This window comes from Brucella anthropi ATCC 49188, assembly GCF_000017405.1.
Taxonomy (GTDB): Bacteria; Pseudomonadota; Alphaproteobacteria; order Rhizobiales; family Rhizobiaceae; genus Brucella; species Brucella anthropi.
This window is the reverse complement of sequence record NC_009667.1, coordinates 2825398-2844205: the sequence shown is the minus strand read 5'-3', so window position 1 is coordinate 2844205 and position 18808 is coordinate 2825398. Positions and strand designations below refer to the sequence as shown.

Here is an 18808-nt window from a genome sequence, read left to right as displayed (position 1 = left end):
CCTATTCCCTTACTCCCCTAACGATCAGATACTTGCCACCGCGGATTGATCCATGGCTCCTGATCGGAGCGCGCGAGCGGCGTACGACCGAGAATATGATCGGAGGCCTTTTCGCCGACCATGATCGACGGGCCGTTGAGATTGCCGTTGGTGATGCGCGGGAAGATGGATGAATCCGCAACGCGCAAGCCTTCGACACCGATCACCCGGCATTCAGCATCGACCACTGCCATTGGATCGTCAACCGCACCCATTTTGCACGTGCCGCATGGATGGAATGCGCTTTCGACGTGTTCCTTGATGAAATTATCGATTTCATCGTCGCTCTGAACATGTGCGCCCGGCTGGATTTCTGCTCCCCGATAAGGATTGAACGCGGCCTGTCCGAAGATTTCGCGGGTCAGCCGTACGCAATGGCGGAAGTCGGCCCAGTCGTCTTCATGCGACATATAATTGAACTTGATGACAGGCTTTTCACGTGGATTGGCCGAGCGAAGCGTCACGCTGCCACGTGATTTCGACCGCATCGGGCCGACATGGGCCTGAAAGCCGTGCGACTGCGCTGCCGCCTTGCCGTCATAGCGTATAGCTACAGGAAGGAAGTGATACTGGATATCTGGATATTCCACGCCAGCTTTCGAGCGCAGGAATGCTGCGGATTCGAAATGGTTGGTGGCACCGTCGCCGGTCTTGAAGAACAGCCATTCCGCGCCGATCTTCGCTTTCGAGAACAGGTTCAGTTTGGAGTAGAGCGTGATTGGCTGCGTGCATTCCTGCTGGATATAGACTTCCAGATGGTCCTGCAGGTTCTGGCCGACGCCGGGGCGATCGGCGACCACTTCAATTCCGTGTTCTTTCAGTTGTGCGGCAGGGCCAATGCCAGAGAGCATCAGGAGCTTCGGCGAATTGATCGACGAGGCGGCAATGATGACTTCACGCCGCGCACGGATGGTCGAGAAGCTGCGGCCCGCCTCGATCTCAACGCCAACCGCGCGCTTGCCTTCCAGCACGATCTTGCGTGCAAGGCCCTTGACCAGCTTGACATTCGGGCGCTTGAGGGCGGGTTTCAGATAGGCGTTGGCGGCAGACCAGCGACGACCGTTGTGGATCGTCTGCTCCATCGGGCCGAAGCCTTCCTGCTTCTCGCCATTATAGTCTTCGGTGACTTCAAAGCCCGCTTCGTGGCCAGCCTCTACAAAGGCATGGAACAGGGGATTGTCGCGTTTGCCGCGCTGGATATAAAGCGGGCCATTGGTGCCGCGCCAGCCTTCCTGGCCACCGCTCGAATTTTCCATCCGCTTGAAATAGGGCAGTACATCTGCATAGGCCCAGCCGCGCGCACCGCTTTCCGACCAGTGGTCGTAGTCGCGTGCATGGCCGCGCACATAGACCATGCCGTTGATTGAAGATGAACCACCAAGCACCTTGCCCCGCGGCGTTACAAGGCTGCGCCCGCCAATATGCGGCTCCGGTTCGGTCGAAAAACCCCAGTCATAGGTTTCCATATTCATGGGGAAAGAAAGGGCGGCTGGCATTTGGATCAACGGACCGACATCGGGCACGCCATATTCGATGACGATCACCGAATAGCGACCGTCTTCAGACAGGCGATAGGCCATGGCGGATCCGGCAGATCCGGAGCCGATGATGACGAAATCCGCTTCCATACTCATTTCTCCCCCATAAGCTGAACCGCGATGTAGTCTTCCACCAACGCAATGGCTGAGGCAGCATTGGGCGCATCGGCGCCAAGTGCGTGACGAATGTAGAGCCCGTCGATCATGGCACCTGCACCCTCGGCAATGCGGCTGGCCCGCTCGCGCGAGGTCAGTTGTTCAAGTGCGAAAACGAGGTTTGAATGCAGGCGGCGCGCGTAGATGCGCAAGAGTCGGCGGGTGTCCTCCGACTGTTGCGCATGCACATAGAAGGTAAGCCAGGCGGCAATGGTTTCCTGCGCGAACTGCGATGCGGAAAAATTGACCGCAATGATGGCCGCGATACGTTCCCGCGGCGTCTCGGTTCGTCCGATGGCGGCGTTGAGATCCTGCCCCAGTTCACGCAGCAAATGCCGCATGGTGGCGAGAATGAGCTTGTCCTTGCCGCCGAAATAATGATGCGCAAGCGCAGGTGAAACGCCCGCCTCATGCGCGATCTGCGCGACGGTCACGTCCAGCGAACCACGCTGGCCGATGGTACGAATGGCGGCATCGATCAACTCGCGCCGCCGCAAGGGCTCCATCCCGATCTTGGGCATAATCCTGGTCCGTTCTCAGTCTAACTGAGCGGCCAGTTTAACGTTGATTGACTCATCAATCAATAGAAACCGATATGCAAATCATGCATTTGCCGGCGCAACAGCGGGCAGCTTGTATGACGGGGAGGCTTGTCGGGGAGGTGCCGACTGCTTACATTCAACTGATGAGCAGAGCTTTCACCAAAGAACAGGACGATGCGCCGACCGACCTCGGCGAGCGTCCGGTCAGCCCGCATCGCAATCTCGTCACGCCGACGGGCTTGACGATGATCGAGGATGAAATCGCCCGGCTGCAGCGTGAGCTGGCGGACGCCAATGTCGCGGGCGAGCGTTCAGCGATCGCACGTATCTCGCGCGATCTGCGTTACTGGACGACACGGCGCGAAAATGCAGAACTTTCCGTGCCTGTTCCCGACAGTGATGTCGTGCGTTTCGGCATGACGGTGGAACTGGAAAATCTGGACGACGGCAAGGTTCGCCGCTGGACCATCGTGGGCGAGGACGAGGCCGACCCATCAAACGGCAAGATTTCCCATGTCGCACCCGTTGCCATTCTGCTGTTCGGCAAGCCGGTCGGCGATGTCGTGAAAATCAATAATGTCGAGTGGGAAATCGTGTCGCTGAAGATTGTTTAGTCTTCGTCTATAGCGACAGTATGGTCACGGAAAAACGCTGCTGCGCCGGCTTCATCGATTTCACTCGTCGAAACCATCAGGACGAGCTGAATAATGTCTTCCTGTACGGCTTCAAGACTGAAGCCGTTGAAATAAAGAAACAAGTCAGCGGCAGCCAGTCCAGTTCTCTTGTTGCCGTCCACGAAAGGGTGGTTCTTCAGCACACCGAACAGATAGGCCGCCGCCAGATCGAAGATATCCGGATCGCCATAGGCTTCCTTTTGCAACGGACGCGCAAGCGCTGAATCATGCAAACCGGAATCGCGAATACCCGCTGCACCACCATGCAGACGCAACTGCTCCTGATGCAGCGCTTCTATGAAAGCCCGCGAATGAAAGTCGATCATTGAGCGAGCACGCGATAAGCGGTCTCATATTTTTTCATCCGCTCTCGGGCAATCTTCATTTTCTTCTCGAAGACCTCCGGATCTTCCGTGCTCCTGGACAGTCTCAGTCCATCCTTGTCTGCGGTCAGGACCAGAGTGTCGCCAGTTTGCACGTTCAACTGCTCCAGCACTTCCTTTGGGATGATCACACCGTCGGAATTGCCGATCTTGCGCAGGGTTACGTTCATGGCTGCTCTCCTATGTTATAACGCATGATATAACATGGTGCGCCTGCGTTGTCACCACAAGCTACAGCCAACCCTTTCGGCGGAAATAGTAAAGCGGCAGCAGGGCGGAGGCGATCATCAGACCAAGCGCCATCGGATAACCCCATGGCGATTGCAGCTCCGGCATGAAGGAAAAGTTCATGCCGTAGATGGAAGCCACTAGCGTCGGCGGCATGAAACCGACCGCCGCCACAGAGAAAATCTTGATGATGGCGTTCTGTTCTACCGAAATCAGACCAACGATCGTATCGAGAAGGAATGTGACCTTGTTGGACAGAAAATCCACATAGGCGGTCAGGGATTGCGTGTCGCGTTCCAGCGACTTGATCCAGCTGCGCGTTTCCTTCTTGCCGGCTGCGGGATTGTTGATGGCCGACAGATAGACCAGCATGCGGCTGATCCCCGCCAGACTTTCGCGCATTCGCGAGAGAAATGTTCCCTGTCCACCGATCTGGGTCAGTATGTGACGGAAATCCTCCGTCGTCATCGGGCGGGCTTTCGGCTGGCGGCGATAGATGGAGTGCGAGGCCGCATCGATTTTGCCCGCCACGCCTTCCAGAATATCGGCAAGCCGGTTCGTGGTGGCTTCGGTGATGCCAAGCATGATCGACAGGCCCGAGCACTTGGCTGATATCAGCCCGTTGCCCGGCTTGGTCGAACGGAGGATATAGGTGCTGAACGATTTCGGATTGGCATAGCGCACGGTTATCAGCCGTGATCCGTGCAGAATGAAGGTGACCGGAGCAAGCTCGCGATGGTCGAGATCGACCGCGTGCAGGATAGGCACGGTGAGATATTGTGCGCCGGTTTCCGTATAGAAGCGGCTCGATTCCTCGATCTCCGTCATGTCTTCGCGGGTCGGGATTGAAATGCCCATCCATGCCTCGACAATACTGTCTTCGTTGACGCCGGGAGCAAACAGATCGATCCAGATCACATTCTCGGGCAACGGAGTACCGGGCTCTACTTCCACTTGTTCGAGGTGGTCTCCGGAAAGGCTGTAAAGTGTGATCATACTGGCACCTGAAGTCTGGCCCGAAATCTCGAGCGGCTGGATTATGGGGCACTTTGCGCGAAAATTGTTAACGGAATGCGGCAGTGGATACCAGTGTGACAACAGGATTATCAAATCCGCCTCACCAGCCCGCAATCAGCTTTCTTCATGACGGTTGACAGCTTCATTACGCAGGTCTAATTCATCAAGTCATCAGATGACTTTGGTGAAGGTATGAAGGCAATATCCCGCAAGACATTGACGGATTCGGCCACGCAGGCATTGCGCGGAGAAATCACGTCGGGACGCTGGACGATAGGCGACCAGTTGCCAAATGAAGCAGCACTTTCCGCAACGCTCGATGTCAGTCGCGGCACGGTGCGGGAAGCTGTGCGGGCGCTGGTGGCACAGGGAATGCTGGAAACCCGGCAGGGTTCGGGAACATATGTCCGTTCCACTACCGACACGGCACGCAGCCTCGACCGCATCCGCCATACCAGCCTGCGCGACCGCTTTGAGACCCGGGCAGTTCTCGAAACGGAAGCCGCACGTCTGGCCGCCTTACGCATCAAGCCGAAGGGGATTGTGCATCTGGAGAAAATGCTGGCACAACGCGGCAATCGCGATGAACTCGACCGGGCAACGTTCGTGGCCCGAGACTTTGCCTTTCATGAGGCCATCGTCGCTGCCTCGGGCAACAGCGCACTGATCGAGGTCTATGCCTTTTTCTCCGCCTCCATTCGCGAATCCATAGAAGCTACGCTCGACGGCGAACTGCCCGAGCCAAACCATGAGGCGCACCGCCAGATCGTTGAAGCTATCGCTTCGGGCGATCCTGACCAGGCCGGTGCAACGGTTCGCCGCTTCATGGCGCCCCTGATTGAAGAACTTGAAAGGTTGCTGGCATCATGAGCCACACGAACACAGGCCTGTCGGAAGCGGCAGAAAGCGAGGCGATATTTCAGCCCGAGGCGCTGGTCGACGCTGAGGCGGACAGCGTTCCGCCGCCGCCAGTCCAGCAACCGCCAAGCAAGGCGATGCGCATTTTGCTGGGTCTGAGCCTCGTGCTGATCGCCGCCAATCTGCGACCGGTATTTTCCAGCGTTTCCGTGCTTTTGCCGGAAATCATCGATGCCACCGGCATGTCATCCGTTGCAGCCGGTATCCTGACCACGTTGCCGGTTGTCTGCCTTGGCGTCTTTGCGCCATTCGCACCACGGCTGGCGCAGCGTTTCGGCGCCGAACGCGTTCTGCTTTTCGTGCTGGTCGTGCTGACTGTCGGCACCGCCATTCGCGGCTTCGGTTCGTTCTATTCGCTTTATATTGGCGCAGCATTGGCCGGTGCCGCAATTGCTACTGGCAACGTGCTGCTTCCGGGCGTCGTCAAGCGTGATTTCCCGAAAACTGCGGCCATCATGACCGGTCTTTATACGATGGCGCTATGCGGCGGCGCTGCCTCCGCGGCCGGATTCACCATTCCCATCAAGGGGATGCTCGGCGGTTCCTGGAATCTTGCTCTGGCATTCTGGGCTGTTCCGGCGGCAGTCGTTCTGCTGTTGTGGCTGCCGCAGGCCATGCGTGCGAAACACAATGTCGCCCATTCGGGTTTCAAGGTGATCGGCTTGTGGAAGGATAAGCTGGCCTGGCAGGTAACCCTGTTCATGGGTCTGCAATCCTCCACCGCCTACATCGTTTTCGGATGGCTGGCGCCGATCCTGCGCGAACAGGGCCTGAGCCCGGCAGCGGCCGGCGGTCTGGTCTCTTTTTCGATCCTGGCTCAGGTCATCACCTGTCTCGCGGTACCGTCGATTGCTACCCGCCAGAAGAACCAGAGCCTGCTCAATGTCATTCTCTGCGCTTGTGCGGCCTTGCCGCTGATCGGCTTTCTCTATCTGCCGCTATGGACCTATTGGGGACTGGCGGTCATTCAGGGCATCGGGCAGGGCGGTCTGATCGCCGCCGCCATGATGGTGATCGTGCTGCGGGCGCCGGACTCACACACGGCGGCGCATCTGTCCGGCATGGCGCAGTGCGTCGGCTATACGCTTGCCGCAATCGGCCCGCTCATCGTCGGGCTGATCCACAGCGCAACGGGCAGCTTTACCGCCTGTGGTCTTTTCTTCGCTGTGTTGGGGCTGGGGGCTGCCATCGCCGGATGGGGAGCCGGGCGCGCGCAACATGTAGGTGTGCAGGTAATCAAGGAATAGCAGCAACAAAAAACCCCGGCAAAACCGGGGTTTTTCTTTATTGTTGTATGAAGGCTCAGGCCTTTTCGTACAGTTCTTCGACGAATTCCCAATTGATGAGGCTATCGACGAAGGCCTCGAGGTACTTCGGACGCAGATTTCGATAATCGACATAGTAGGAATGTTCCCACACGTCGACGCCGAGGATCGGCGTTGCGCCATGAACCAGCGGGTTTTCGCCGTTCGGGGTCTTGGAGATTTCAAGCTTGCCGTCCTTGACTGACAGCCAGGCCCAGCCTGAACCGAACTGGCCGACGCCGGCAGCGATGAAATCCGCCCGGAACTTGTCATAGCCGCCAAGATCGGACTCGATTGCCTTTTCAAGCTTGCCCGGCAGCTTCTTGCCGCCACCGTTCTTCTTCATCCACTTCCAGAACAGGATGTGGTTGTAGTGCTGGCCGGCATTGTTGAAGAGGCCCTGGTTCTTGCCGTAGCTTTCCTTGACGATCTCTTCTAGGCTCTTGCCTTCGAGGCCGGAGCCTTCGAGCAGCTTGTTGCCGTTGGTGACATAGGCCTGATGGTGCTTGTCGTGATGAAGTTCAAGCGTCTCGCGCGACATGAAAGGCGCAAGGGCGTCATAGTCATACGGCAGGGCGGGCAGTTCGAAAGCCATTGGAAACTCTCCTCTTTTCTTTGAGCTTACATGGGCAGCTTGCGGCGGGCCGAGCAGATGCTGCCTCAAAACTTGCGTGCAGAATCTACATAGGCCGCATCGGTGCGGGCGGCAATGGCGTGAATGAGCAATTCAGCTTCAAGACAATGAATTATTATTGAAATCACAGTAGGATGGCGCAATTCTAGATTTTATGCTTCGCCATGCGTGGCGGACCCTCACAGGAGGAAACGGTGTCCCACAGTTCTTATGTCTTCGACGCTTATGGCACATTATTCGATGTCCATTCGGCGGTGCGGCGACATGCAGACAAAGCCGGGCCGGACGGCCGGGCATTTTCCGAACTGTGGCGGGCCAAGCAGCTCGAATATTCCTGGGTGCTCAGCCTGATGGGTGCCTATAGCGATTTCTGGAAACTCACCGAGGAGTCGCTCGATTTCGCATTCGCGCGTTACCCGTCCGTAGATCCGGCACTGCGCAATGATTTGCTCGATGCCTATTGGAAGCTCGATTGCTATCCGGAAGTGCCCGCTGCTCTCAAAAGCCTGAAGGAGAAGGGCGCACGGCTTGCGATCCTTTCCAATGGTTCGCCCGCCATGCTCGAATCCGCAGTGCGTTCGGCAGCGCTCGACGTCCTGCTGGACGACGTGATTTCGGTTGATGAAGTCAGGAAATACAAGACTGCCCCGGCGGTCTATGAGCTCATCACTCTGCAATGGCGGCTTTATCCTTCCGCAATCTCGTTCCAGTCCTCGAACCGCTGGGACGTGGCAGGGGCGGTGCGGTTCGGCATGCGCGGGGTCTGGATCAATCGGACCAACCAGCCCGACGAATATAAACAGTTTGCTCCGGCACTGATTCTGCCAAGCCTTCAGTTGCTTGATTGAGTTCTCACTAAAATTTGAACTCGCCGGGTTTATGGAAAGCTGGCTCCTGCACCCAAAATTGTGTCGCGGCTGCAACACGAGCCATGCTGGTGGGCTTTCGCCACGTTTAGGCCGCATTACGAACGGGCGTACGCCACATTTTTCGGGCGTTTTCCGTGCAACCAAACACCGGAAACAGCCGTTTACGGCCTTTTCGATGGCTCACTGCGTATCTGCCACAATTGGCCGGGTCGCAATTCGTTAACCCTGAATGTGTATCTGTAACTCCTCCCGTCACTAAACTGGTTTTCATATGCAAACGACCCTTACCCGCCGTTCCTTTCTGACGGCAATGACAGCAACAGCGGCCGCCGGTCTGGCCGGTTGCGCTCAGTTGGGGCAGAATGTTCCAATCATTGATGTGGATCAGTCGGGCAACCCGATCAACCGCACCCCGCAGGCTAATGTCGATTCCTCCTATGGCGGATGGACGCAGATGTATGCTGCCGTCGAGGATGGCGGCTTCCAGCTTCCGGCAATTCCGATCCAGAAGATGGACAAGCGCTTCCTGCGTCAGGTTGTGCAGGATCCAACCGGCGAACTGCCCGGTACATTGGTCATCGATACGGCCAACCGCTTCTGCTATCTGGTCCTCGAAAACGGACAAGCAATGCGCTACGGCGTGGGCATTGGCCGCGAAGGTTTCGCGTGGTCGGGTCGCGCTGTGATCCAGTACAAGCGCCAGTGGCCGCGCTGGACCCCACCGGATGAAATGGTCGCCCGTCAGCCGGAACTGGTGCAGTACAGCGCCAGGAACGGCGGCATGGCTCCGGGCCTCAAGAACCCGCTCGGCGCCCGCGCTCTCTATATTTTCCAGGACGGCAAGGACACGCTGTACCGCCTGCACGGCAATCCGGAATGGTGGTCCATCGGCAAGGCAGTCTCTTCGGGCTGCGTACGCTTCCTGAACCAGGACATCATCGACCTCTATGATCGCGTTCCGGCGAAATCGCCGATTCTCGTGATGTAATAGCGATTGTCTGAACGACAGATTGCAAAAGCCCCGGATAGCCAGCTGTCCGGGGCTTTTTCCATTGTGCCGCGCGCCAACTTGCCGCCGCCTTGAAAATAAGTCACTTTCCGCGCGGACAAATCGTCGGAACAAGGGGAGGGAAGTCATGTCCGAGGAAAAAGTCGCCAAGGAAGTCGTGAAAGGCCCTGCATCCTATTTCCCGTCCATCGAGAAAAAATACGGGCAGCCTGTCCAGCATTGGCTTTCGCTGATCGAGCAGCGAAAGGGCGACAAGCATATGGAAATCGTCAACTGGCTGAAGTCGGAATTCGAGATGGGGCATGGCCATGCCAATGCCCTTGTCGCCTACGCCCTCGCCAAACCGGCGAAGGCGTGACACTGGCACCTTCTACCGTTTGAAGCCGCCGAGAATGCCGCGCACAAGTGCGCGGCCAAGCGAATTGCCGACCGAGCGGACAACGGACTTCATGGCCGTTTCCGCGACCGTCTGGCGACCGGAGCGGCGACCAGTACCAAGTGCGGTGCCGACGAGGTCGCCAAGGATACTACCGCCGCCTTCTTCCTCTTCCTTGGTCTTTTGCTGGGCTGCTGCAGCATTCTGCGCCTTGCGGGCCAGCATTTCGAAAGCGGAATCGCGATCCAGTACCTGATCGTACTGCCCGGCAACCGGGCTTGCGGCGATGATCTTCGCGCGTTCTTCCGGCGTCAGCGGGCCGATACGCGATGAAGGCGGGCGCATAAGCGTGCGCTGCACGATTGAAGGCACCCCCTTGGCTTGCAGCGTCGACACCAGTGCTTCGCCAGTGGCGAGATTGGTGATCGCCTGAAACGTGTTGAAATCCGGGTTCGGACGGAATGTATCGGCTGCCGTCTTCACGGCATTGGTTTCGCGCGGCGTATAGGCGCGAAGCGCGTGCTGCACGCGATTGCCGAGCTGCGCCAGAACGGTTTCCGGCACATCGAGCGGATTCTGCGTCACGAAATAAACGCCGACACCCTTGGAGCGGATCAGGCGCACCACCTGTTCGACACGGTCGACCAGAGCCTTCGGCGCTTCATCGAAGAGAAGATGGGCTTCATCGAAGAAGAAGACGAGCCGCGGCTTATCGGGATCGCCGACTTCCGGCAGTTCCTCGAAGAGTTCCGACATCAGCCAAAGCAGGAAAGTGGAATAGAGCCGCGGGCTCATCATCAGCTTGTCGGCAGCAAGCACGCTCACTACACCGCGCCCGTCGGTCGTGGTGCGCATCAGGTCTGAAATCTTGAGCGCTGGTTCCCCGAAGAATTTCGAGCCGCCCTGCTGGTCGAGGACCAGAAGCGAACGCTGGATTGCACCCACCGAAGCCTTGTTCACATTGCCGTACTTGCCCGAAAGTTCTGCCGAGCGCTCCGCCATTTCGGCGAGGATGGCTTGCAAGTCCTTCAGGTCCAGTAGCAGCAAGCCTTCTTCGTCCGCCAGGCGGAAGGCGATGTTCAGCACACCTTCCTGCGCCTCGGTCAGATTCATCAGGCGCGACAGGAGGAGCGGCCCCATTTCGGAAATGGTGGCGCGGACAGGGTGTCCCTGTTCGCCGAAAATATCCCAGAAGATCACAGGCGCCGCGCGCATTTCGTACGGATCGAGCTTCACTTCCGCTGCACGTTTGAGGAGGCCGTCATTTTGAACGCCGATCGCGCCAATGCCGGAAAGATCGCCTTTGATGTCGGCGCAGAAAACCGGAACGCCAGCCGCTGAAAAGCTTTCGGCCAGAACCTGCAGCGTGACCGTTTTACCCGTGCCGGTCGCGCCGGTGACGAGACCGTGCCGGTTGCCGTATTTCAGCGCTAGATATTCCGGCTGCTGGTAGGAGTCGTCAGGCTTGCGGCTCGCGCCAAGAAAAATAGCGTCTTCGGCAGTCATCAGGCAGCTTGCTCCCTCTGTTCAACTATAACTTATGATATAGAGCAAAATCCGGCCGGAGTGAAACGAGGATCGGTAAGATTATGCCGGATCGCGGCCCTCAACGCGCAGGATAGCCGTTTGGGTGCGACGGAATAGCTTCCAGGTAGGCAGCAATGGCATTGCGGTCGGCTTCGGCAAGGTGAGCCATGTTCGCAACCACATCGGTCATCGATCCGCCAAGCGAATCGAAATCCGGGGTAAAGCCGCTTTGCAGGGCGTAGGAGATGTCTTTCCCGCTCCAGCCGCCGATGCCCGCTTCATCCGGCGTGATGTTCGGCACGACGCCTTTTTTCCCGTCACTGCCGGTTTCAGGCGACAATGCTCCGGCGAGCCACTTGCTTGTGTCTACCCCCCCAATCGCATTGCGCGGTGTGTGACATTCGCCGCAATGGCCAAGGGCTTCAGTCAGATACTGGCCGCGCTTCACCTGGTCGGAAGCATTTGCGATTTCCACCGCAGGCTGGTCGGACAGGTAAAGCTGTTTCCAGAGGCCGAGCCCCCGTCGGACCGTGAAGGGGAAGGAAAGCTTGTGCGGCGCTGCGACATTATCGGAGGGCGGCAATGTTTTCATAAACGCAAAGAGATCGGCCACATCCTGGGGCTGCATTTTGGTATAAGAAGTGTAGGGGAACGATGGATAAAGATGTTCGTCCTGCTTGCCGACCCCCTTCAGCATCGCATTGGCAAAGTCCTGTATGGTCCATGTGCCGATACCTTGCTCTGACGGGGAAATATTGGGAGCGATGAATGTCCCGAAATCTGAAACCAGTTCATGTCCGCCTGCCAGAACCTTGCGTGCATCGCCGGAGGCACCTGGCGCGGCATGGCAGGAGGCACAGCCGCCTGCCCAGAAAACCTGTTCGCCCTTGATGGGATCGCCCGGCTTCATCGCGTCCAACACGGTCGCGTCCACCTTCTGCGGAGCGGTCAGAATCCAGAAGGCAGCGGCTCCAAGGACGACCACGGCGCCTGCGGCATATGCCAGTTTTCGGACCATTCCATCTGTTCCCGTGAGGCGGTTCCAGGACGAGCCAGACCGCTCTTATGACCGTTATTCAGCGTGACAGTTCCAAAGTACAGATGCACTGGAATTGCACCGCACTTTTGCTGCAAATTTTTTGCACACAGAGTGTTTCCGTTCGGTGTGCTCTCTGTCAACAGCGAAGATCAGTTCTTCTTGACGCGATAGGCTTGATGGCAGGAACCACAATTGGCGGCGACCTGCTGGAAGGCTGGCTTCAGCGCATCAAGATCCTGCGGTTTGGCAGCCAGTGCCGTAGCGGCGTCGGTCCGGAATTTTTCGACGTGCTTGACGAAGTCGTCTTTGGTTTCCCAGATTTTCGGCGAAGCTTCAGTATCGCCCTGATCCGAACCGGCCGGGAACAACGCATCCACATCCAGCTTCTTGGCATCGGCATCGATCTTTTCCAGCGCAGCAAGTGCTGTGGTGGCGTCGAATGGCTTCTCACCCTTGATCATCGGAGCAATTGACCCGACTGAGCGTCCAAGGTCCTTCATGATTGCCTGACGATCTGCGGTGACGTCAGCCTGTGCTGCGCCGGCGATCAATACAGCTGCAGAGCTGATAGTCAGGAAAAACAAACGCATGCGATCCTCCGCATTTAAAAATTGAACAGACTTCGTCCCTTGGTTCAAATATCCGATACAATCCGGGGCATTGCAATCATTGCGTCGGTTAAATCCCCAGTGCAGCAAGTATCATCCTGAATTTATAGGGATTATTACATAGGCTTCACGTTATCGTGAAAAACATGACTTAAATACTATTGTTTTATACTGATCGGTGTCATTATTTGTGCCGGTATACTCGGTTGGGCAGCCCAAAACAAAAAGGCCCCGGAACCCGGGGCCTTTTCGAGCATGTAAAGTTTGATCAGACGAACTGGCCGAGGCCCGGAATTGCACCGATGACGGCATCAACTGGTTCGTCACCAGCCTTTTCCTTGGCAAAGCGGATGGTTTCCTTGGCAACGCCGGAAATTTCACCCATGCCCAGACCAGCGCCCATGAGCTGGGAGCCGAGACCCATCACGCCGCCCATCAGGCCGGACAGGAAGCCGCCGCCCTTGACCTGCGCGATTGCTTCTTCAGCGCCGGGGAATGCTGCCAGAAGCTTCTGGACTTCCGCTGCCGGGCCTTCCTTCTGCAGGAAGGCGAGGATCATGCCGACTGCCTTTTCTGCCGTTGCCGCATCGATGCCAACTTTGGAGGTGATGCGTGCGATCAGTTCTTCCATGGAAACTCTCCCAAAAATCTTACGTTTACGTAATATGCATTCTCGCCTTCGCTTTGCAAGCCGCCATGAGCGAAAATATTAGAGCATGATTCCGAAAAGTGGGAACCGGTTTTCGGATAAAATCATGCTCAAACAAAAACTTGGAGCGAAACGACGATACACTTACAAACATCCCGCTCTAGGAGAATATGTCTCGTGATGTGACGAGATAATTACGCTGTTCGAATTTCCTGCAATTCGAGTTCCTCGATCATGACCTGCCGCATGACGAATTTCTGGATCTTGCCGGTTACGGTCATCGGAAACTGATCCACGAATCGGATATGGGCTGGAACCTTGTAATGCGCGATGCGCTGTCGGCAATATTCGGCCAGTTCCTCTTCGGAAAGCTGGCCATCCTTGTGCAGCTTGACCCAGGCGCAGATGATTTCGCCGAACTTTCGATCGGGAATGCCGAATATCTGGACGTCGCTGATCGCGGGATGGCTGAAGAGGAACTCTTCAATCTCGCGCGGGTAGATGTTCTCGCCGCCGCGAATGATGAGATCCTTGATGCGCCCGACGATGTTGCAATAGCCTTCCTCGTCTATCGTCGCGAGGTCTCCCGTGTGCATCCAGCCCGCATCATCTATGGCGCCGGCTGAACTTTCCGCATCGTTCCAGTAGCCGCGCATGACGCTGTAGCCCCGCGTCAGCAATTCGCCCTTTTCGCCACGCGGCACCACCTTGCCATCCGCATCGACGATCTTCACCTCCAGATGCGGATGGATGCGCCCGACGGTGGAAACGCGCCGTTCCAGTGGATCGGTCGTCGAACTCTGAAAGCTGACCGGGCTGGTTTCCGTCATGCCATAGGCGATGGTGATTTCGCTCTGGTGCATCTCGCTCACCACACGCCGCATCACTTCGATGGGGCAGGGCGATCCGGCCATGATGCCGGTGCGCAGGCTGGTGAGGTTGAAACGGCTGAAATCCGGGTGATCCAGCATCGCAATGAACATTGTCGGCACGCCATGAAGGCCGGTGCATTGCTCCTCTTCAACGGTCTGGAGCGTCAGGAGCGGATCGAAACTCTCGTTCGGGATCACCATGCAGGAACCATGGGTCACGCAGGCAAGATTGCCGAGCACCATGCCGAAGCAATGATAGAACGGCACCGGGATGCAGAGCCGGTCCTGTTCGGAAAGCTGCATCGCCTCGCCGACGAAAAACCCGTTATTGAGGATATTGTGATGCGAGAGCGTTGCGCCCTTCGGGCTGCCGGTCGTGCCGCTGGTGAACTGGATATTGATGGGATCGTCAAATTGCAGTTCTTCGGCAAGCTGCGCCAGTTCTTGCCCGGTGACTTCATCGCCGGATTGGGCGACATCGTCGAAATTCAGCATGCCCGGCGTCTGTTCCGCGCCGATCCGGATGACGCACCTTAGATTGGGAAGTCGCTCAGACATCACGTGGCCGGGGCGGGCTTCATCCAGTTCAGGCACGATGCTGCGCAGGATATCGATATAGTTGCTGGTTTTCAGTGACGGCGCGAGGATGAGTGCTGCGCATTCGACTTTCCCCAGCACATATTCCAGCTCATGCGCCCGATAGGCCGGGTTGATGTTGACGAGGATCAGACCCGCCTTTGCGCTCGCAAACTGGGTGAGAATCCATTCGAGATTGTTCGGCGACCATATGCCGAGACGTTCGCCGGGGCGAAGCCCGATGGCGAGGAAGCCTTCGGCAAGCCGATCGGTCAGTTGTTTGAGTTCGGAATAGGTCAGCCGGATATTCTGGTGCCGGACGATCACGGCAGGACGGTCGGGATATTTTTCCGCGATCTGGTCGAGATGCCGACCGATCGTATTGCCGATGAGAAGCTTGTCGCTCGCACCGTGTACATAACTGGCCTGCTGCATTTCCGATCCTCCCAAACCGAAGATGACGCCCGAAGGCGATGCATCAAGTGGTGGGAGGATGCCATCCGCAGAGCTTCGTGAAAACCGCAGTTTTTATGTTGAGGTTCAGCGCTTGGTGCAGCGCACCAGAGTGGCGGCACCGGCATTGGTGTATTTGCTCTGCATCGTGTAAAGCCATCCCTTGCATTCCGACATGCTGCTGAAGCACCGGACGCGGTCGATCGAAACCAGTCCGTCACCGCCAGTGATGAAGGGCGAGTCGTCCACGCCGCTGAACTGGCCGACGATGATGCCGCTGCCTCGTCTCGGCACGTTGCAGCGCTGGCCTGCATATTCGCTGACATCCTTGCGTACCTGCGCTTCAGCCGACATCGGCAGCGCGACAAGGCCGGAAACCGCAAGCGATGCGGAAGTTAGGCAAACAGCAATGACCTGACGCAACATCGGTCTCTCCTTAAGAAGAATAGATGTAAAACAATATTATAAGTGAAATAGCGCGTTCTTCCAGAGCATGTCTCCCGAAAGTGGGAACCGGTTTCGGGATAAAGACATGCGTAAAAAGAAGGAAGCATCGCACCCTTAAAACCTGGATGCGATGCTTGTTGTAAAGGATCAGAGCGTGTCGCCCGCCTTGCCTGTCACCTTGAGCGCGAAGGCATAGGTATAGGCGACTTCTTCCAGTCGCGAGAAGCGACCCGACGCGCCGGCATGACCCGCATCCATATTGATACGGAACAGGACGGGATGGTCGTCGGTCTTGAGCTCACGCAGTCTGGCGACCCACTTGGCAGGCTCCCAGTACGTGACGCGCGGATCGGTAAGGCCTGCCACGGCCAGAATGGCGGGATAGGCCTGACGGCTGACATTGTCGTAGGGCGAATAGCCGGCAATGATCCGGTAATCCGTTTCCGATGTGATCGGATTGCCCCATTCGGGCCATTCCGGCGGGGTCAATGGAAGAGTGTCGTCCAGCATCGTGTTCAGCACGTCAACGAATGGCACTTCGGCAATGATGCCGCCGAATGCGTCGGGGGCCATATTGGCAATCGCGCCCATCAGCATGCCGCCTGCCGAACCGCCATGCGCAACGATGCGGTCATGACTGGTGAAGCCTTCGGCAACGAGGTGCCTTGCGGCAGCGATGAAATCGGTGAACGTGTTCACCTTCTTGTCGCGCTTGCCGTTTTCATACCAGGCAAAACCCTTGTCCTTGCCGCCGCGGATATGCGCGATGGCGTAGACGAAGCCGCGATCCACGAGCGAGAGCCGCGACGTGCTGAAGCTTGCCGGAATGGTGATGCCATAGGAGCCGTAGCCATAAAGCAGGCAGGGCGCGGAGCCGTCGAGCTTTGTATCCTTGTGATAGAGCAGGGACACCGGCACCAGTTCACCATCCGAAGCCTTGGCGAACACCCGGCGCGTGACATAGTCATGCGCATTGTGACCGGAAGGAACTTCCTGCGTCTTCAAAAGCTTCCGCTCGCGCGTCCGCATATTGTAGTCGAAGAGCTGTTCCGGCGTCGTCATGGACGAATAGGAGAAGCGGATCACATCCGTATCATATTCGGCGCTGCCGTGAAGGCCGAGCGAATAGGCCTCCTCGTCGAAGGCGATGGCATGTTCCTCGCCGGTTTCGCGATCACGGATCACGATGCGCGGCAGGCCGTTATCGCGTTCCATCCAGACAAGATGATGCTTGTAGGCGGAGTGTGACAGGATCAGCCGCCCCGGCTTTTCCGCCACGACCTCGACCCAGTTTTCCGGCTGCGGTGTGGCAGCAGGCGCCTGGCATATCTTGAAATCCTTGGCGCCATCCGCATTGGTCAGGATGTAGAACACATCGCCACCCGGTGCGATGTCATATTCCGTACCGGTCTTGCGCTCCATGACGAGCTGCGGCTTTGCCGCCGGATCGCTGGCTGGAAGGAGCCAGCATTCCGACGTTTCATGGTCATGAATGTCGATGAAGATATAGTCGTCCAGCGCCGAGCCGCCGACACCGAGGAAGAAGCCTGGATCTTTCTCTTCGTAGATCAGGTGGTCCTCAGACTGGTCCGTGCCCACCTTGTGATAGAAAACCTTGGACGGTCGATGGTTCTCATCAAGGCGCGTATAGAAAAAGCCCTTGCTCTCCGCATCCCACGCACCGCCGCCATTCGTGTCGGTGACGATGTCTTCAAGGTCTTTCATGGACGACAGGTCGCGGACTTTCAGCTTGTAGAATTCCGAACCCTTGTCATCGTAACCCCAGATCAAAAGCTGGTGATCCGGCGCATGATCGGCTGATGCAAGGCGGAAATAGGCCTTGTCCTTGCCTTCGACGTCACCGTCGAGAAGGATGGTTTCCGTGCCGCCATCGCGTGGCGTGCGAATGAAATAGGGCTGCTCGCCGCCGGTGCGATAGGACACGCCATAGGCGAAAGGCCCATCCTTCGCGGGGACGGAGGAGTCGTCTTCCTTGATGCGTCCTCGCATTTCTGCGAACAGGCTTTTCTGTAGCGCTTCCGTGTCCTTCATCAGCGCTGCCTGATATGCATTCTCTGCTTCCAGATGCGTGCGAATTTCAGGGGACAGAACCGACGGGTCCTTGAATACTTCCTGCCAATTGTCCGCACGCAACCAAGCATAGTCGTCGGTGCGTGTGATCCCGTGGCGGGTGTCATTGACCGGATGTTTGGCTGCATGCGGTGGTTGAAGTTGGGGGGAGCTTTGAGACATCCACAATTCCGATGAAAACTGTTTCGATTTGCTGCAAGGCCGGTAAGCCGTGCCTTCTAGAGCATTTCCTGTTTTGATTGAATCATTGGAAATGCTCTATCTGTTTGTTTTTACGCATGTCTTTATCCCGAAACCGGTTCCCACATTCGGGAGACATGCTCTAGTGGATTGAATTTGACGTTTGAATCCCGGCTGACATAGATGCTGTTTCAAACGTCAAATTCGAAAAATCCACCAGATACATATACTTCCTAGTGGTCTTTTGGATACCAACATTTGCTCAGCGCTTGAACCGAGGGATGCAAATGTTGGAATCGGACCACTAGCGGGTGATAGTGATATTTATATAGTTGGCCGAAGTGGCGAAAGCGAGTTGATTTCGTTGAAATATATTTGAGCAATGCCTTTTTGAGGCCCGATTCTGTCGCCAAAAGCTACCTAGCGGAAACATGTTAGTCTTGGACTTCGTACAAGAAAACTTGAGGGAGAAAACTATTGCTAACGCAGTTCGAGCAAATTAAAGGAAGCACGGCTGTGAACTGCAGCTTCATCCATATCCTTCAATAAACGGCAGGGGCGGCAACGCGAACACATCGCGATTCAAAGTTTCCCCATCTTAGTAAGGTTGAGTTCGAGTTTTTCTATTTGATGATTCAAGAAGAAAGACTTGTTGTTAATGTAATGTGGTTTGACAATT

At 56.8% G+C, this 18808-nt stretch carries 19 protein-coding genes; 6 read left to right on the top strand and 13 right to left on the bottom strand.

Annotation, left to right across the window (positions count from 1 at the left end; all coding sequences use genetic code 11):
• Positions 1-17 precede the first annotated feature (17 nt).
• On the bottom strand, positions 18-1667 hold the full coding sequence (gene betA, locus OANT_RS14050) for a choline dehydrogenase (protein ID WP_012092477.1): 1650 nt from the start codon (positions 1665-1667) through the stop codon (positions 18-20).
• A gap of 2 nt (positions 1668-1669) precedes the next feature.
• Entirely contained in the window at positions 1670-2254 is a 585-nt protein-coding gene (gene betI / locus OANT_RS14045; protein ID WP_012092476.1) for a transcriptional regulator BetI, read from the bottom strand.
• A gap of 164 nt (positions 2255-2418) precedes the next feature.
• Between betI and OANT_RS14040 the strand changes: the two genes are divergently transcribed.
• Positions 2419-2889 (top strand): GreA/GreB family elongation factor, encoded by a 471-nt coding sequence (locus tag OANT_RS14040; RefSeq protein WP_012092475.1) that lies wholly within the window; start codon positions 2419-2421, stop codon positions 2887-2889.
• On the opposite strand, the gene OANT_RS14035 is transcribed toward OANT_RS14040, so the two are convergent.
• From OANT_RS14035 to OANT_RS14025, 3 genes are all read right to left on the bottom strand, one after another.
• On the bottom strand, positions 2886-3275 hold the full coding sequence (locus tag OANT_RS14035) for a type II toxin-antitoxin system death-on-curing family toxin (protein WP_012092474.1): 390 nt from the start codon (positions 3273-3275) through the stop codon (positions 2886-2888). The two genes, OANT_RS14040 and OANT_RS14035, sit on opposite strands and share 4 nt — an antisense overlap.
• Positions 3272-3502, bottom strand: a complete 231-nt coding sequence (locus OANT_RS14030) for an AbrB/MazE/SpoVT family DNA-binding domain-containing protein (protein ID WP_012092473.1) — start codon at positions 3500-3502, stop codon at positions 3272-3274. Before OANT_RS14030 ends, OANT_RS14035 begins: the two co-directional genes overlap by 4 nt.
• A 61-nt stretch (positions 3503-3563) precedes the next feature.
• Positions 3564-4556 (bottom strand): magnesium transporter CorA family protein, encoded by a 993-nt coding sequence (locus tag OANT_RS14025; RefSeq protein WP_012092472.1) that lies wholly within the window; start codon positions 4554-4556, stop codon positions 3564-3566.
• Positions 4557-4769: 213 nt separating this feature from the next.
• Here OANT_RS14025 and OANT_RS14020 point away from each other — a divergent pair, with 213 nt between their 5' ends.
• Together OANT_RS14020 and OANT_RS14015 are read left to right on the top strand one after the other, a co-directional pair.
• The gene (locus OANT_RS14020) at positions 4770-5447 is read left to right on the top strand and encodes a FadR/GntR family transcriptional regulator (RefSeq protein WP_012092471.1); all 678 of its coding nucleotides are present in this window, start codon (positions 4770-4772) and stop codon (positions 5445-5447) included.
• A complete protein-coding gene (locus tag OANT_RS14015) occupies positions 5444-6742 on the top strand; it encodes a CynX/NimT family MFS transporter (protein ID WP_012092470.1) in 1299 nt (432 codons plus the stop codon). Before OANT_RS14020 ends, OANT_RS14015 begins: the two co-directional genes overlap by 4 nt.
• Positions 6743-6797: 55 nt before the next feature.
• Here the strand turns inward: OANT_RS14015 and OANT_RS14010 are convergent, their stop codons facing one another.
• Positions 6798-7394, bottom strand: coding sequence for a superoxide dismutase (locus OANT_RS14010; protein WP_012092469.1), 597 nt, complete (start codon positions 7392-7394; stop codon positions 6798-6800).
• Between the two features lie 233 nt (positions 7395-7627).
• Between OANT_RS14010 and OANT_RS14005 the strand changes: the two genes are divergently transcribed.
• The 3 genes from OANT_RS14005 (at position 7628) to OANT_RS13995 (ending at position 9669) form a co-directional block, all read left to right on the top strand.
• Positions 7628-8281, top strand: coding sequence for a haloacid dehalogenase type II (locus tag OANT_RS14005; protein ID WP_010661566.1), 654 nt, complete (start codon positions 7628-7630; stop codon positions 8279-8281).
• A 292-nt stretch (positions 8282-8573) separates the two neighbouring features.
• Positions 8574-9290, top strand: coding sequence for a L,D-transpeptidase (locus OANT_RS14000; RefSeq protein ID WP_012092467.1), 717 nt, complete (start codon positions 8574-8576; stop codon positions 9288-9290).
• Between the two features lie 148 nt (positions 9291-9438).
• Entirely contained in the window at positions 9439-9669 is a 231-nt protein-coding gene (locus tag OANT_RS13995) for a DUF4287 domain-containing protein (RefSeq protein ID WP_012092466.1), read from the top strand.
• A 12-nt stretch (positions 9670-9681) separates the two neighbouring features.
• Here the strand turns inward: OANT_RS13995 and OANT_RS13990 are convergent, their stop codons facing one another.
• The 7 genes from OANT_RS13990 to OANT_RS13960 form a co-directional block, all read right to left on the bottom strand.
• Complete coding sequence (locus tag OANT_RS13990; RefSeq protein WP_012092465.1) at positions 9682-11193, bottom strand: helicase HerA-like C-terminal domain-containing protein; 1512 nt, start codon at positions 11191-11193, stop codon at positions 9682-9684.
• A gap of 100 nt (positions 11194-11293) precedes the next feature.
• On the bottom strand, positions 11294-12232 hold the full coding sequence (locus OANT_RS13985) for a c-type cytochrome (RefSeq protein ID WP_012092464.1): 939 nt from the start codon (positions 12230-12232) through the stop codon (positions 11294-11296).
• Positions 12233-12402: 170 nt separating this feature from the next.
• Positions 12403-12843 (bottom strand): c-type cytochrome, encoded by a 441-nt coding sequence (locus OANT_RS13980; RefSeq protein ID WP_010661571.1) that lies wholly within the window; start codon positions 12841-12843, stop codon positions 12403-12405.
• A gap of 286 nt (positions 12844-13129) precedes the next feature.
• A complete protein-coding gene (locus OANT_RS13975) occupies positions 13130-13492 on the bottom strand; it encodes a DUF2267 domain-containing protein (protein ID WP_010661572.1) in 363 nt (120 codons plus the stop codon).
• Positions 13493-13704: 212 nt separating this feature from the next.
• Positions 13705-15393, bottom strand: a complete 1689-nt coding sequence (locus tag OANT_RS13970) for an AMP-binding protein (RefSeq protein ID WP_012092463.1) — start codon at positions 15391-15393, stop codon at positions 13705-13707.
• A gap of 105 nt (positions 15394-15498) precedes the next feature.
• Positions 15499-15837 carry a hypothetical protein gene (locus OANT_RS13965; RefSeq protein WP_012092462.1) on the bottom strand — a complete coding sequence of 113 codons (339 nt, stop codon included), beginning with the start codon at positions 15835-15837 and terminating at the stop codon, positions 15499-15501.
• Between the two features lie 168 nt (positions 15838-16005).
• Positions 16006-18111 (bottom strand): S9 family peptidase, encoded by a 2106-nt coding sequence (locus OANT_RS13960; RefSeq protein WP_012092461.1) that lies wholly within the window; start codon positions 18109-18111, stop codon positions 16006-16008.
• Positions 18112-18808 lie beyond the last annotated feature (697 nt).